The sequence below is a fragment of the Noviherbaspirillum sp. genome, assembly GCF_035254685.1.
GTDB lineage: Bacteria > Pseudomonadota > Gammaproteobacteria > Burkholderiales > Burkholderiaceae_D > Noviherbaspirillum.
In genome coordinates, this window is sequence record NZ_DATFAI010000044.1 from 1 (window position 1) to 15,073 (window position 15,073).

Annotated in this window: 16 protein-coding genes; 8 read left to right on the forward strand and 8 right to left on the reverse strand. The window is 53.4% G+C overall.

Annotation, left to right across the window (positions count from 1 at the left end; genetic code table 11):
* Window positions 1-320: 320 nt before the first annotated feature.
* From VJ698_RS20615 to VJ698_RS20625, 3 genes are all read right to left on the reverse strand, one after another.
* Window positions 321-965 carry a hypothetical protein gene (locus tag VJ698_RS20615; RefSeq protein WP_324104691.1) on the reverse strand — a complete coding sequence of 215 codons (645 nt, stop codon included), beginning with the start codon at window positions 963-965 and terminating at the stop codon, window positions 321-323.
* A gap of 268 nt (window positions 966-1,233) precedes the next feature.
* Window positions 1,234-2,406 carry an HNH endonuclease gene (locus VJ698_RS20620; protein WP_324104692.1) on the reverse strand — a complete coding sequence of 391 codons (1,173 nt, stop codon included), beginning with the start codon at window positions 2,404-2,406 and terminating at the stop codon, window positions 1,234-1,236.
* Window positions 2,407-2,832: 426 nt separating this feature from the next.
* The gene (locus VJ698_RS20625; protein ID WP_324104693.1) at window positions 2,833-3,099 is read right to left on the reverse strand and encodes a hypothetical protein; all 267 of its coding nucleotides are present in this window, start codon (window positions 3,097-3,099) and stop codon (window positions 2,833-2,835) included.
* 278 nt (window positions 3,100-3,377) lie between these two features.
* On the opposite strand from VJ698_RS20625, the gene VJ698_RS20630 reads away from it, so the two are divergent.
* From VJ698_RS20630 to VJ698_RS20645, 4 genes are read left to right on the forward strand one after another with little or no spacing between them, the layout of a single operon-like run.
* On the forward strand, window positions 3,378-4,187 hold the full coding sequence (locus tag VJ698_RS20630) for an abortive infection family protein (RefSeq protein WP_324104694.1): 810 nt from the start codon (window positions 3,378-3,380) through the stop codon (window positions 4,185-4,187).
* 47 nt (window positions 4,188-4,234) lie between these two features.
* Window positions 4,235-4,687, forward strand: a complete 453-nt coding sequence (locus VJ698_RS20635) for a hypothetical protein (protein WP_324104695.1) — start codon at window positions 4,235-4,237, stop codon at window positions 4,685-4,687.
* A gap of 28 nt (window positions 4,688-4,715) precedes the next feature.
* Entirely contained in the window at window positions 4,716-5,516 is an 801-nt protein-coding gene (locus VJ698_RS20640) for a TIGR02391 family protein (RefSeq protein ID WP_324104696.1), read from the forward strand.
* On the forward strand, window positions 5,513-6,145 hold the full coding sequence (locus VJ698_RS20645) for a DUF2026 family protein (protein ID WP_324104697.1): 633 nt from the start codon (window positions 5,513-5,515) through the stop codon (window positions 6,143-6,145). Before VJ698_RS20640 ends, VJ698_RS20645 begins: the two co-directional genes overlap by 4 nt.
* A gap of 25 nt (window positions 6,146-6,170) precedes the next feature.
* On the opposite strand, the gene VJ698_RS20650 is transcribed toward VJ698_RS20645, so the two are convergent.
* The gene (locus VJ698_RS20650) at window positions 6,171-6,434 is read right to left on the reverse strand and encodes a hypothetical protein (protein ID WP_324104698.1); all 264 of its coding nucleotides are present in this window, start codon (window positions 6,432-6,434) and stop codon (window positions 6,171-6,173) included.
* Window positions 6,435-6,603: 169 nt separating this feature from the next.
* Between VJ698_RS20650 and VJ698_RS20655 the strand changes: the two genes are divergently transcribed.
* From VJ698_RS20655 to VJ698_RS20670, 4 genes are all read left to right on the forward strand, one after another.
* On the forward strand, window positions 6,604-6,828 hold the full coding sequence (locus tag VJ698_RS20655) for a helix-turn-helix transcriptional regulator (protein ID WP_324104699.1): 225 nt from the start codon (window positions 6,604-6,606) through the stop codon (window positions 6,826-6,828).
* Between the two features lie 35 nt (window positions 6,829-6,863).
* Window positions 6,864-7,610: a hypothetical protein gene (locus tag VJ698_RS20660; protein WP_324104700.1), complete on the forward strand. Its 747-nt coding sequence runs from the start codon at window positions 6,864-6,866 to the stop codon at window positions 7,608-7,610.
* A 42-nt stretch (window positions 7,611-7,652) separates the two neighbouring features.
* Window positions 7,653-8,219, forward strand: coding sequence for a hypothetical protein (locus VJ698_RS20665; protein WP_324104701.1), 567 nt, complete (start codon window positions 7,653-7,655; stop codon window positions 8,217-8,219).
* A gap of 84 nt (window positions 8,220-8,303) precedes the next feature.
* Window positions 8,304-9,602, forward strand: coding sequence for a hypothetical protein (locus VJ698_RS20670; RefSeq protein ID WP_324104702.1), 1,299 nt, complete (start codon window positions 8,304-8,306; stop codon window positions 9,600-9,602).
* Between the two features lie 1,370 nt (window positions 9,603-10,972).
* On the opposite strand, the gene VJ698_RS20680 is transcribed toward VJ698_RS20670, so the two are convergent.
* The 4 genes from VJ698_RS20680 to VJ698_RS20695 all read right to left on the reverse strand — a co-directional run bounded on the left by VJ698_RS20680 (window position 10,973) and on the right by VJ698_RS20695 (window position 14,740).
* On the reverse strand, window positions 10,973-11,155 hold the full coding sequence (locus VJ698_RS20680) for a hypothetical protein (RefSeq protein WP_324104703.1): 183 nt from the start codon (window positions 11,153-11,155) through the stop codon (window positions 10,973-10,975).
* A 167-nt stretch (window positions 11,156-11,322) separates the two neighbouring features.
* Window positions 11,323-12,558 carry a TniQ family protein gene (locus VJ698_RS20685; protein ID WP_324104704.1) on the reverse strand — a complete coding sequence of 412 codons (1,236 nt, stop codon included), beginning with the start codon at window positions 12,556-12,558 and terminating at the stop codon, window positions 11,323-11,325.
* A 10-nt stretch (window positions 12,559-12,568) separates the two neighbouring features.
* Window positions 12,569-12,910, reverse strand: coding sequence for a helix-turn-helix domain-containing protein (locus VJ698_RS20690; protein ID WP_324104705.1), 342 nt, complete (start codon window positions 12,908-12,910; stop codon window positions 12,569-12,571).
* 63 nt (window positions 12,911-12,973) lie between these two features.
* Entirely contained in the window at window positions 12,974-14,740 is a 1,767-nt protein-coding gene (locus VJ698_RS20695; RefSeq protein ID WP_324104706.1) for a TnsD family Tn7-like transposition protein, read from the reverse strand.
* Window positions 14,741-15,073 lie beyond the last annotated feature (333 nt).

Genomic DNA, 15,073 nt, shown 5'->3' on the forward strand with positions numbered 1-15,073 from the left:
TTTTGTGACACGCTTCACCGAAGGCTTCAGCCGCTTCGTTGCCTTCACGACTGCTCCGGTTGCTTCCGGCAGGAGCACTTCGCCGGGTGGGGCTTGCACCCACTGGAACAACACCGCCTTATCACGGCGCACGCCAGAAGCAGTCAGTAGGCAGCACTACGCCACTGGCGGCCTCGAACAAGCAAGCGAACCTCGTCGCTACATTGGCGAATGCCACAGCCCCCGTTTGATATGTACTCGGTCGTCCCAACACATTTCCAATAGCGCCGGCCGTCCGAGCTGAACCATCAATTAGGACAGCCGACTGCCAAACGGTTACACTAGGCCTCCTCTCCCAGCCAGCGCAGACCCGCAGAGTTCACGAAGATTTCGGGCTCGCCGAAGGCGCGCTCGCCCATGCGCTTCAGCTGCAGCGTGCCTTCCACATCGACTGTATCGCCGTAGAACACGCGCTCCTGATCCTGATCGACGGTGACAACGCCTTCCAGCGGGAACTGAAGCCAATTAGCTCCGTTTGCAATATCGGCGTCACTGACCTCGACAGGAACCTCGGCCATAGGCATCTCTCCGTTTGTCATCGCCGTTTGCGAAGTTACTGCGTCGTCATCAGTAATCTCCGCGTCAACAAATTCCTGCAGATAGACCCCGAAGCTTTCAGTGTTCCTGTGGACCTGCGTCTCGGTCAACGCGGCGTTCAACGCTTCCCAAAGCGCAGCACCTACGACATCGGGCGCGGCGCCGCACCCAAGCTGGTGAAAGCGAGTCGCGAAGAGTGCCTCGTCGAGCACGAGATGAGAGGCATCGAAAGACTGGTCCTGGGCTGAGGCAGCTTGGTAGCCAGCAAGCGTCGAATAACCAATCACAGCGGCAAGCAACTGCTGAACGTGCCCGTAGGACAACGTCACGCCTTGTTGATTGCATAGCGTGCGGCAAGCAAAGGCAATTTGGGAAAAAAGCGGATGCATACGTATCTCCAAGTTCAGCGCGGACATCGAGTGCTTAAGTGCCCAGCGCCAGCGAGAACGCATGGATCACAGAAAGGTAGACTTTGGGTAAAGCTGTCGGTTTTGAGTCACTCGAAACTCAGGCGGACGCCTGCCTACGCAGTATTAGGCAACCATCTGGAACTGTCAAGCATAGGACAAGCTCGACGCTGCCGAAGCGGCTGGATGGGGCGTGCGCCGAGCCAGCGATGTGGTTGGGCTTGTGGAACGTAAGGAGCGCGACTAGGTGCTAGGCGTTGCCCGTCAAGCGTCGCGCTTCGAAAGCCTCGATCGCGGGGAGCTGGACGTGCCCCTGACGGTTCGCCAAGAAGTCGGGAAACGCGATAGGCCCGATGGATATATTCACCTGTGGCGCAAGCGCGTATAGGACCCCATGACGGTAAATATCGAAGCGGCTGTCGGCCCAAAGTCGAGGTTCGTCCGAAACCACAACAGAGATCATGTCTCCCGCTGGGAGTGTGACCACGGCGACAAAGTCCTCACGGATCGCCAGAAGCAAGATCGAGTGTGCGCCAGACAGACCTGTGAGACCAGCAAGCTCCTTGCTGGTCTCACTGAACAGCCGTGAGCCTCGCATGAGCGCAGCTCTTTTCTGCCGGTCTTGTTCCCACTGCACTTGCCGCATCTTGGTGCCGTGGCTGCTGTCGAGGTACTCCGGACCGAACAGTTTGTAGCCCAGGCCACGCGCCAACTTGGCCAACCAGCGCTCCTCGACACCGATCGTTATGGTAAGACGCTGGTTCCATGTGTCTCCCGCCATGGCCTTACGGCTCAGCATCTCGTATTCGGCTTGAAGTTCGGCCGGGATTTGGCGGACCACTCCAGCTTCTGTATCGTCTTGCTGGACCTCGAAGTTGCCGGCGTAACGTGCTGCCTTCTTGAACTGGAGCATGAATGACCGAATGGTGAGCGAATATTTGAGCGGCTCGGTGACCGTCAAAAATAGGTACGCACGGCCGGGATCCTTCCGCCGCGCAATGGGATCCCCGCCGGCGTATGCGTCGAATCGCTCGTTATCATTTTCATGGATGTGGTAGACATGCTCGCCATATGGGCCGGACCAGATTTCACACACTTCGTTCTCGCCGAACGTCATGGACTGATTACGCCCCATATAATTGAATGGCATCCACGACTTCAAATCATTCAGATCGACGAAAGGCCGCACCGCCTGGGCCTGCTCGTTGCGATAGAAGAAGCTGCGGATGAAGGGGCCGTCAACGAACATCCCCATAACAGAATTGCATCGGCTGCAGACATCGTCTGTCTTAAACAGGTCCGGGGCAATGTTGCCGCCCATTGCATCCGAGAAGATGTGCTCGAGCGTGAACTCGCCCACCGGTTTGTGGGAATCGCAATAGATGCAGCGCCGCGTTTCCATTTCTTTAGTGTTTTCGGCCATGGGTAGTACTCCTACAAACGAACGCGCTGCAGACCATGCAGCGCGCCCGGGTTAGAGCGAAAATTCTGCGAGAAAAAATCCTGTCTGTATATTTTTATTTCACCGATCAGGGCCGTGCAGCGTCGAATTTGAACTCTTCACCTGCTGCATCCTTGGAGCATTGGCTGGTGCAGCGTAGGGCGTCACCATTCCTGTGGACGGACCGAGCCACCGTCTACTTCAGGTCGACTACTCCAGTTCCCTGTAGGACTGAAATGGCCCGGAACCTGGCATAAAGCTGCCGGCGCGCACGAAGAGCGCTAACGCCGTGTCGGCCATCATGCGACATTCACCGCTTGACGGACTAGACAGATTTGGTATTACCGCAGCGTTTTGTGTCGTGTACAGCGTACAAGTGAAGAGGGCTGCGTCACCGCAGCCCTTGTGTCAGTCGCGGCTTACATAGCCGTCAACATACTGTGAATGATGTTCGCAGCAGAGAAAGCCCGAGTCTGTTTCATACTCGGCGGGCTCGTCGCAATATTCGCAACACTGGTTGCGCTGCCTCCTCGCGGCTTGGCACGCGGGACACATTGGCTCGTCAGGATTGAATTCGTCGTCGATGTCCTCGAAGTCCGATTCGCCTGTCTCGCCCCCACATGCGTCACAACGCGCTTCCTCGCGCTCGTCTTGGTCATATTTGTGGTCACGCATGGCTAGCACCTCCCACGAAGCGACGGAAGAACGCCTCAGCGTGCTCCTCCTCGGAACCTACCGTTGGGGACGCCATAATCGACCGCATTGTCAGTGGAGCGCATTTGATCAAGCTGCGAGGTGAGTCAATGCGCATGACCAAGGCAAAAGCCAAATAAGCGATGGGTGGGTTGGCGCAACGACTCGTTCGTTCAACCCACCACTTGAAAGATTGCCTCGCCGACACCACTTACTGGCGTATAGTTGATATTCCGACAAATTTAATTGGGCTCGTCTAAATGCTGCAACTCTATTCAGGGAGTGGGTCGGGGGAAATTGATCTTTTAGGGCCAGCTTTGCCGGAAAATCAATGGCAACGCTTAAAGCCATCGATAGTCAAGCTACTCCGGCATAAAGGAAGTTTTGAATCCGCAGAGAGGTTGGAATCTATGCCTTTCACAGTGGAAGCTGCTACGAACTCCTTTGGCGACGAATTTTGCGTGTTGCTCGTCACAGTAGGCTTTGAGGAATATGCACAACTTGGCGAGCAGATTGGCGACCGTGGATCAGAACAAATTTACCGCCAGATCGCAAACGTCTCCACTGACTTGCTGCCCAATGGCTATATCCGTTTCATTGCTGCGCGCTTGAATACTGAAGACATGCCTGAGGCGGTTGAATCGCCCAGCTTGAGTGTTTCGTCGAGCACAGTGGAACGCGCTCTTGAGGATGCTGACAAGTTGATCGCGTCCGGCCAAGGTGCAACGAGCGCACTGGACCGAGTGCATACGGCGTTCCATGGCTACCTGAATGTCCTTTGCCGTGAGGCCGGCATTGTTGTTGAGCCCGGCGAAAAGATGACGTCGGTCTTCAAGAAATTGCGCGAGCAGCATCCCAAGCTTTTGTATGACGGACCGCGATCAAATGAGGTCGGGATGGTCTTCAAAGGAACCGCCACGATCATCGATGCCGTCAACACCCTGAGAAACAATGCCAGCGTTGCACACCCTAACGAGGAAGTCATGCCTCAAGCCGAAGCAATGTTTCTCATTAACTTGATTCGATCCCTGCTGCACTTTATCGAAATGAAGGTGCGTGATCAGAACTGACTAGCGCCCTTCAGAAATATGGAAGGGCTTACTATATAGGGAGCTTCATGCGTAAGATTCTGTTTTGTTTGACGCTGTCGTCATTGATGTCGGCGTGCGCTACCAACAGTGCGTTTCGGGCGGTTAACCTCGATCCTGCGACGTTCGCGGCCATTTGTGGCGGTGACACGGCCGGTAGGTCGAGCCCACCCGTAGCCTTGGCTGCAAGTACAAATTCCCCCATTGCTGCTGGCTCCGTCTCATGCGGTGCCGCGCGCGGTCCTGCATCGGCTGAGTACCAAAAAGTAGCTTTAACTTTCAGCGAATCCGACAAGGGTTTGGCCCGCCCCAACGCTCTAATTCTTGTTTCGGCATCACCACCGCGCGATGGTCGCCTGTCGACCGAACTGGTGGATGCAATCAAGATTCAGACATCAATGGCAGGGATGTCGCGGGTGGTTATGATCGAAAAGACGCCACTCACTGACCAAAGAATCTATCTCGGGTATGCCTATCCATGATGCCTGCCAATAATCAAAACGGCTAGCCATGGCAAACCTTCCTTGTTTTGCCTCGGCCGAGCTTGAAGCAGCCTGCAAAGTGCTGGGCGACACCGCGAATGGCCTGACCGGTAGCGAAATCGGCCAGCTATTGCTGGAAATTGGCGTCGCCGACACCGCTCCATCAATGACAAAGTGGAAGCGCTTATACAACGCTTTGGCTGAAAAGCAGAACCAAGTCCAAGCGGGCAATTTCCTCATCCAATTCATTAACAAAGCCATGGCCCCGGCTAAGTATGTTTCCGCCCCGGAGCTTTTTCATTGGCGTCGGGATGGTCTCAACGTTGCTCTTGCGTTCACTGGATACAGGGTGCGAGATGATGGCAAAGTCGCGCATTCGACGCGGGAATCGACGGTAGATGGTGCTCGCGCTCGTGCTGGCCGACTGCGGTCCCTGCTTGAGAACCGTGGCATCCACACAGAGGTACTCAAGTATTGCAAGGCCGAGCTACTGGAAGAAAACTATTTCCATGCGGTGCTCGAAGCTGTCAAGGGCGTGGCCGAACGACTTCGGCTCATGTCAGGACTTGGATCAGACGGTGCTGAACTCGTGAATGCTGTTTTTTCGGTGAAGACGCCAATCTTAGCTATTAACTCGCTCAAGACAGACACCGAGCTGAGCGAGCAGAAGGGAATTGCCAACATGCTGGTCGGCATCTTTGGTGCGATACGGAATCCTGTCGCCCATGCACCGAAGACGACTTGGGCAATGCCGGAGCAGGACGCGATTGATGTATTTGGAATCCTGTCCTACGTTCATCGAAAGCTAGACGGAGCTACCAAGATATGAATTCACGACCTCTGCTACCGCTGCTGGATTACCAACGAATCTATCAGGTCATTTATAGCGTGCTTGAGGCATCCAGCATCGCCGTTACGCACCGCGCATGCATCTTTTTTGCGGCTGTTGGGGCAAACATCCTACGAGAACATCACAATCTGCCTGCAACGATCAGTGCTGGCTGCATGGCGCTCATGGTTGACGAGCAGCGGGCGAACGTAGTTGTATATGGTCGTGATGAAAACGGCATTTTCGTGAATGATGAAAAGGCGTTTCATGCATGGGTTGAGTGCAATGGTTGGCTAATCGATTTCATGGCCCCGATCATGGGTGTCGCATTGCGCCAAGACGGAGTTGACTGGCCTGTTCCTCGCCGGATGCTGCAAAAGCGTCTAAGTGATCGAAAAGGCAGCCTCAGCGAGGTTCAACATGCCGGGGAGTTCTTCGCCAGCCACGATCACGCCCTCACCGAGTCGCTCATCGATGGTCAGTCAGTTCAGTTTCTTGATCTGATGAATGCCTGTATGGCTTGGTATCGCAGGCCACCGAAGCCACTCAAGGAAATCGCATTAGCAGACAGCCACGGCCCGACAAAGAAGCTGACTCTGCGTGCGCCATCGATAGACGGCGTCTGGTGAGTCTTATGGTGTGTGCCTAAGCCTGTTACTTGATCGCCCATTCCAAGAAGGCCATGCCTACGCAAAAAAGGATCAAGCCGAAGAACGCGATCACGCCGAGGACCGCAATCAGCTTGCGGTAAGCGTAGCTCATCACAAAGATCGCAAAGCCACATCCTACATAGATCAGCTTGGTCGTCGTGGTGTGCACAACGAAGAAGTGAAATCTCGGCAATAGCATAGTCAGCAGCCAGACGCCGATGCCGGTCACGATGGACGGTATCGCCATATCGAGGAATTCGCCGCTCACGGCGTTCATTTCCTAGTCCGACAGAATTCTGTCACCAATTTTGTACCAACCCATGATGTCGCTCCAGCTTCGAGATTTGTAGATTATATTCTACAAATATGGACTATAGTCATCATTTGTTGATTATAATCCGTGGATTGATAGTCTCGTCACCGGCATCCTCCAATGCATGGGACGGGAATATGATCAGATACGCAAGCAGCTTGCGGTCAACATTCGGGTACTGCGAGGCCAGAAAGGGCTGTCGCAGGAAGCGCTCGCCTTGAGCGCTGATCTCGACCGAACCTACATCAGCCAGATCGAGCGTGGCGTCGGGAATCCATCCTTGCTCGTGCTGTGCAAGCTGGCCGCCATCTTGGAAACCGATATCACGGAACTGATGAGCGAGGACTAGTTTGATGAGCATAGTGAACGCAGGAGTCGAACTCGATGTCGTGCGCCCATCAGCCAATTGAAGCATCGCTCGACCGTTGGCACGAGTGCCACTGGCATCTTCATCAGATGGAGGGGAACTACCACGATCCGATCCCTTTTCGATACGCCCTGAATTCATTCATCCGAGCCATCGCGGACGTGCCGGAGCTGCTCACAAAAAACTTGGAGCGCCATGAATCCGCAAGGCGGGCAATCAAGCCTCGACTGAAGGAATTAATTGCTACCGATCTCTTCTCGCTTTTGCGTCTTAGAAGAAACTTCATAGTCCACCAAGGGATGCTAGATGTTGAGAGTCGAGGCAGCATCGGCACCATCGAAGGCTCTCGGATCAAGATCAGTTTTCCATTTCGTGTCGAGCCGTGGGAGAGTTCGGACGACGCATATGAGCGCTACAAAGAAATTTGCCGCACTGATTCGTTTTGGAGAGGTCTTGGGCCGGATTGCGATTCTGCACCGGTCTTATGGCGTACATGGATGATTTCTCAGTTCCCCGGCAAAGACTTGCTTGAAGTGGCCTTTGACGCATGGAAGCTTGTGGGCGACCTGCTGTCGGCCACTGTGGTCGAACTCGGCGGTGAGCCGCTTGATCTGTCAATGCCTTGTCGGCATGATCCTGAAGCAGTTCGCCTTAAACGTTACAGTCAACGCGAATTCTTCATGAGCGTGGATGGCGTTGATCTCGCTGAGGAGGAGCGAAAGTGGAACGAAGAGCGACTTAAACGTAAATCACCTCAATCGTGAATCGTGCAGGTGTAGGAAAATTGAAGAAGGTTAAAGTGTCCGATGAACATTGATGTAGCGATTGCCATCAGCGTTGTAGCCGCTGTTGCAGCATTACTTTCGTGGATTGAAGCGCGGCGCATGTATCAGATCACAAAGTCCGCCTTTTTGCGCCAGTCGTTCGAAAAGGTGGAGACCCTGCCTAGCGTTGAAGCGCTGGGTATCGTCAAAGTCAGCGGAAGAACGCGAGCGAAGTTGATGGTTTTTAATCAGCGGGACACTCCGTATCGTGTTAATTGCGTGAAGTGTTACGTTTACGATCCCAAACCGCGCAATCTTGCGAATTGGTTCCGCAGCAAACTTGGGCCATTTGACTGGGACTATTCCCCTCAAGCGGCTGTTTGGAATCCAAAAGGGACGCTGGACGATGATGAGCACTTCATTGAGGATACGCTGCAATTTACGCTGGTGAAAGAGACCGAGCTTTTGTTAGTAACGCTAAAGGACGTGAATCCGGATCAGAGATATCGGTTTGAAGTAATTACCTCACAGGGAACTACATGCTGGGAAGGGATTCTTCCAACTTGCAGAACTCGACTCCCCCATGATCATGTTCGATCAATCGCATGACCTCTTCATGGCTCAACTATGAGACAGATATCACGAGTTCAGTTCAATGCTTACTGCTACGCGAGGCAGCCTCTGATTCGTGTGATGGCTCAAGAGGTTGCGTGGTTTGAGGCGTTCGAAAAAAAGATTCTTGGCCTGATCACCTTCGACAGGACCGATGGTGACTTTGGCTTTCTGGTCCTCGGCCGCGACAATCGGAAGATGTTCCGTTGCATTGAAGTGAGCGGTGAGTTTTATCAAACGCCGGATCAAGCCATACAGGCCATGGCGGAAGCGTTTAAGAAATACGAACATGACGGTCGGGCGCTTTATCCGCAGGGAGATGAGAAAGTAGCCCCGTACGAAATTCTCGTGCCGGTTGTCCCCGACAATGAATTACATCCGTATTTCAAAGTCTTGATTTCAGAGCCCCGCTATGAGGCCGCTCGCAACCTCATCCGCGAAATCGTCTACACGTATAAAGACCCTGATGGACACTACATTAAGGAGTTTCAGACGCATGGATTTGATGCACGCCTGTGGGAGCTTTACCTGTACGTCTATCTGTACGAAGAAGGGTTCGAATTCGTAAGAGGCAATCCCGCTCCTGATTTTCACCTTTCATGGTTTGGAGATGAGTGCTTTGTCGAAGCCGTGACGGTGAATCCGAGCCAAGATAAGAATCGTCCCGATGCCGATGAACCTGAAAATCACGAGGAAGTTATGGCCCTGGCCGACGACTATTTGCCGATCAAGTTTGGCAGTCCTCTGTTCTCGAAGCTCAAGAAGAAGTATTGGGAAAAGCCACACGTCGCTGGTAGGCCACTTGTGCTGGCGGTTCACGATTACCACATGCCGGGTTCCATGATGTGGTCACGAACTGCATTAAGTGAATTTTTATATGGGCTCAGGACACGGCTGGAACTCGACGGGGACGGAAAGGACATTGCCAAAGCTGAAGTGGTCGAATCGCATAGCTGGAATGGGAAGACCATTCCGTCAAATTTCTTCAACTATCCCGATGCTAAATATATTAGCGCAGTTTTGTTCAGCAATGCGGCAACGATCACGAAATTCAATCGCATGGGAAAGTTGGCGGGGCTGGGTTCAAAGGATATTCTGATGATTCGGAAGGGGTTCAAGTACAACCCTGACCCAGAAGCTCTACGGCCGCTGGAGTTCGCAATCGACGTAGATGATCCACGATACGAGGAATCATGGGCGGACAGCATTGTCATGTACCACAATCCGAACGCGTTACATCCTGTCGATCCTGACTGGTTTCCGAGCATTACTCACTTATGGATAGACAGTAAAACCGGCGAATTTAGAGGTATCCAACAGCCCTATGACGTGCTGTCATCGGTAACAGTAGTCCTGTCGGCAGTCGAAAACTTCGACTAGGTGTTCGCTACGGCATGCGACTATCGGCCGAGCAGGAATATGGCGGACCGAAGCGGCCAGTTCATGCTGGCGCGGGTGGCCAGTTTTTGTGGCATGCGCAGTTGTCGAGAGAGCGGAAGGCTTTAGTCCGGGGGACAAAATTTAGCAAGTTTTGCGGGCGCGGTCAAATCGCGCGAGGGGTACAACAGAAACGGAGACTAACCTCGGCGTCGCGCTCGTACCAGCCCATTCGACGTAGTTTGTCCATCCGACTTACCTATGCCATCTGCAGTTGTTATTCGGAATCAGCCGCAGCAATGAGCCGATACAGAACGACTGCAATGGGTCGATTGCTCCATTTCCCTCTGGGACTGCAATGGTCCGGAAGCCGGCACAAAGCAGCCGGTGTATGCGAAGAGCATTCACGCCGAGGCAGCACACGCCCCAAAAACAAAGCGCTGCACGACGAACATGCGTCGTACAGCGCTACGTGATTCTGCTTGCCGGAACTTTGTTTAAGATTTTGTTACTGGCTTAACTTGGCTCGTTTTAGATTTTATTACCTGTTTAAGAATTTATTCCGACGTAACAGCTTCCTTGTATGGCATTCACTGGCAGCCGGCCAGCGCGGTTTTTCCTTTAATTCTTGCTTTGTGCCGGTTGAAACCGAAATCCGAGCTTTTTCACATGGTCACGAGCCGACTTGCCGACAGCTTTAGGATGCCTCTGTATCCGAAAACTGGTCTTGCCGCCCGCAGCTCGGGCAAACGACGCCAACGCCTCCGATGAATTCGTAGAAGCCAGCAGGTTGACCGGGTATATGGCTCTTGGTCGCCGTCCAGCTATGCCCGCAGTTGCACGTTACGTCCATGCTTTTGCGATCGGTTTTCATCATAGGAGCGCCGCCAATGGCATTGGGACGGGCATCGTTCCAGATAACGTTCTTTACACTCATCGGACCCGCTTTACTCATCTTTCAGAACCCTCATCGGCTGCCGGCCGGTGCGGGGCGCGACGCGCCTTTTCCCTTGGCAAAAAAAGCAGCACGGCAAGAAGCGATATGACTGCGATCATTGCCGCAAATCAACTATTAGAGCTCAACGCATGGCCTGAATCTATCCCATATTCATGGGGTTGAGCAGATCGATGCGGGTTCAACGCGGGAGTATTTCATCTGCACCGTGCTGGTGTCAGCTTTGCTCGACCGCCCCACAAGGGGTCGCTGGTAGCTAGTGTCCAGTCCCGCTAATACGTGAACAAAGTCGATTTGATTTTTCGAGGATGGGGTCGGCTGTGGCGATCCAGCAGAAGGGCTTGCAGTTCGTGTTGCAGGAGGTAATGAAACAATCGATATGCGAAGATACGCGGTCACGCAGCATCGAGGACGAGGGTTACTCCACAACCTTGCGCAACGTGGTAACCAGTGCTGGACTAGATTTGCGGGTGGCAACCTTCTCGCTGTCGGCCGGTTGCACCTTGCGGGCGCGAGCGAACAAACGCGTGAGGCGTTCAAACGCCACTTCGTCGCCAGGCAACGGATCGCGGCCAACCAATTTGTCAAGCTTGTAATTCATAGAATTCCTGAATCCACTATACGTTCATCGTACCACACCCAATTTGGGCATTATCCATGTCCGGTCTTTCCATGATCGCGAGTTCTAAATCGCGTGACACGTAATTTTTACAGACGAATACGGTGATGAACGGGTATTTTGTTGAGCTGAATCTTGTAGATACTTGCTCAAGCAAATGATAGCAGTCCGGCTTCTCGCCACGAGGAGATCGAGGACTTTGCATCAGGCTGACGTTGCAGAAGTTGACGCATCTTTTCTGCCCACGCTTGGACACTCTCGACACTTGCACTTCGAAAAAAATTGAGCACGCACGACCGGCTCTGACCATCCAAAAAATGCAGCGATGGCAGACCAAGTTTACGCAGCCTTACATTCAATCCGGCGACGTCAATCTGCAATGCCCTCGCCATCGCAGCGTGATTGCCTTGGTGCTCGATGTATGCCCTCAAGTAAACTCTCCGTCGCGAGGTGTTTTGCGCCACCCTTTTTTCCTCAACAGTCGGCATTTCATCAGGATGAGCAAAAAGACGTTTCAACGCTTCCTCGGGATTTTTCGCAAGCAGGGCAAGCGCCACTGCGTAAGTCTGGCCGCTCACTGGCTGTGATAAGCAAGCACCATCAATTGGCCAAAAATATTTTCCTTCTTCCCTTTCAAGCATCGCTGGATAAAGCTCATACACCCAGGAAGCAGGAAGATGTGCCTTCATGAAATCGCTTAATGTCGGGTGCACACCTAGAGTTCCAACACGTAGGCCATGATCTACGGCCAATTCACGAACAACAACCGAGGCGGAAAAGCGCGACACCCTTCGTGGATCTGCCAGAAGCCGCCTAACAATTTCACTATAACCGTTTACCATCGGGTTTTCGTTCACGAGGTTCGCCCTGTCGTCATTAATCACATGAGCCTGTGCTCTCCAGGCATCAGGCGGCAAATCGAAGGCCGTGTTCCTGGTAACGAAAGAGAGAGGGATGTGGTGCTGATCGCACCGATCGATACCAGGAATCTGATGAATTCGACGCCAATAAGAAAAGCCAAGTACGGCGTGATCCTGTTCGATACACAATGGACAGAAATGCGCATACTTTCGGAGAGGCCATAACGTCGTGCGCGGTCGCGCTGATGCGGCAACGTTGAAATCTTCGACTGTATCTCTATCAAAATATGCCAATCGGTCGAATGGCAATAACGAATGGCGTTTAACGTATTCTTCAGGGTCTTCCTGCAGCAGATTCGCAATCAATCGGTGTACCGGTGTTGGATGCCACTTTTTCCGCTCCGTGGCATACCGTCTATCCAGGTTTCTTATCAGCTCAACGGAGGACGCCGCTCCGTTCAAGATCCGTAGTCGTCCAATATGGCCTGCGGTATATTCTTCTACCCTTGGATGGGCAACGATCATGGCTTTCCCTTCATTGATCAGAGTTGCGTCTGGAAAAAACCCCCAGGCTACGAATGACCGTAGCAAGCAGTTGTGCATGTTGTGGCGTTCCGTCCCAAACCTCCATCAGTGCCCCCATCAACTCATCGTTATCGCAGACGCGCGATCTAGGTGGCTTCTTTAACCTGCCTTCTGCATAGATACATAAATCAAGAAACAGCGGGGTTGGGCGCTTGATATGGCCGGCAAGCACACGACTAATTTGCGATTGGCTTACGCCAAGCGCTTTGGCGATTTCTTCTTGCGTGACGTCGTCCGACTTTAAGCGGCGTGCAATTTGCAGTGCTTGCCTTCGAATAGCTTGCTCTTTCATGCATAGAAATATACATATTTGCATAATTTATTGCAAGAAGCGCGACTAGCGCTAGTTGGCTAGTCAAAAAGGAAGGGGGTGCGACGAACTGAATCGTTTCCCGCGTCGAAGAGCGGTCTCAATAGCCTGCCGAGTCAGTGGAAGACGCTCAAGCTTTGATAGCTTTGGGCGCAGCTCCGGAAGATGCTGGTATATATGCTGAATGGTAGAGATTTTGCAGCCCCGATTGGCCAAATCAAGACAGACACGCCGCACGGCATCGGCAAGAGAGCTATCGCGCGCGCTCCAATCAACCTTTGCGTTGTTGCCTCGCACACGCCTTGGAATGTCACACGTTTGTGCGTTGAGCCAGTCACGATCATTCCGATAGAGCCACGCATAGGCGGCTGGCTCCAGTAAGCGAATTGCTTTGATACCCAAGGAGGGATTTTCTTCTGTGGCCGCCCGCCATGCGGCCCGCGCACGTTCGCGGGCGGCCTGATAACGGGCATCATGCCATGCCTGCTGCAAACCAGTCTCGGTACGCAATGTTCGAGTCACAGTGACGAGTGAAACGCCACACAGTGTCGCCAGTTGCGCCTTATCTTCGCCACGACGCAATCCGTCAACGAGACGTTTCTTGACATCCGAAGTTAATGTCTTCGGCCGTCGCTTGATCTGCAGCCCTGCTTGGGCGGCCCACGCCATCATCGTCGTCACATCCATCCCGACGATTTTTGCGGTGTGCGACAGGGCATATCCTCCCGCCAGGAGATTGAGAGCGTCCTCGTGGCGTGAGCGATTGTCGTCATCAACGACGACCTGTATCGTACGACTTTCCTGCAGCACCGGCCGACCTGATATCGATTCACCTGCGCGACAGTATGCATCCCAGAAAGCCGCCCAAGAGCCGAACAGCCATACAATGAAGGTGAGGTGGCGCAAAGGATGCGTACCCGTTCGAGGCATTCGAAGAAGTCTGCCGACCTGTTCCTTTGACTCATGTTCCGACGATGGCAGTGCCGTCAACTCAGGGATCATCCGAAGAGATTCGACTGCCTGAGCATATGCCCGCGCCACCCCCTCTAACCGGATTCGCCCGCTGGCCGAACGAAATCCACAACGTCCCAAGGCATGAGAGTAGGTATCAAGCAGGCGTCGGGCGTCGATCGAAGCAGGTGGCAAAGCGGCCCAAGCTTGCGCCGCGTGCGCCAGCGCCCTCACGTAATCAATCGTGTTCGCGGATTCGAGATGCTGGCCAGGAAATGTCTCGTCCAGCTTGTCGTTCGATGGCAAGCACCAAAGGAAGCGTCCTACGCCGTTTGCCTTTTCGGTTGCCTCGAGCAGCCAGGCATTATGCACAGGACAGATCCATACTCCGGGGTACTGGTGGGACAGGTGCCAATAAGTAACTTGATATTGCTCCCTATCCTCGGCCATACAATCGGGGCAAGCCTTTAGGGGATGATGGGCACGAAAGCGACTAGTCAAAATTCCGAGTCGATACTTCAAGGAACCGATGCTGTCGCCACGCATTGAACTCCGTGCCGAATTAACCTCTTCCTCAGTGCGCAAGGGCAGGTAAAAGGGCAAGAGTGTGCGCTCGTCGATAATCTCGTGCGCTGCACCCAGTAGTGAACCAGTGCGGCGCACAAATTCATCAATCCGACCCGGCAGGTCGTGCTGGGAACCACGCTGCGGATGACCGAACAGCCGCATACAGGTTGCCGCCGCACTCAAATTCCCGCTCACCACGTGGTATCGACTCGCGAGACTGAACAACGTCTCGTCAGGATACCAATCCAACAAGCCGCCTCCAAACAGCGCCGCTTGGCATGCCGAATGTCTCATGTAGAGCAAACTCCCAGTATCGAATCGTCACTGTCGAATTATTCGCACATGTAGGGAGTTAAAAGATGTTCCCACAGTATGCTGGAAGAATCGACGAAATTAGTGTCAAATAGCGAATCTAGCGGAAGTTTGAGAAGAGGCCAAGGAACGGCTTTTCAACAAAGTCGCCGCAGTTAGCTGTTCACGGCTTTTAGCAACAGCCGACGCGTTATCAAAAAGACACGTCGCGCTTGCAAGCTACGGTTCAACACCAAAAAAGAAAGGAAGGGGGAAGAAAATGCCCGACGGATAAACACGTATGGGGTGAAAAGCACAAAGCCGACCCTCCCGCGA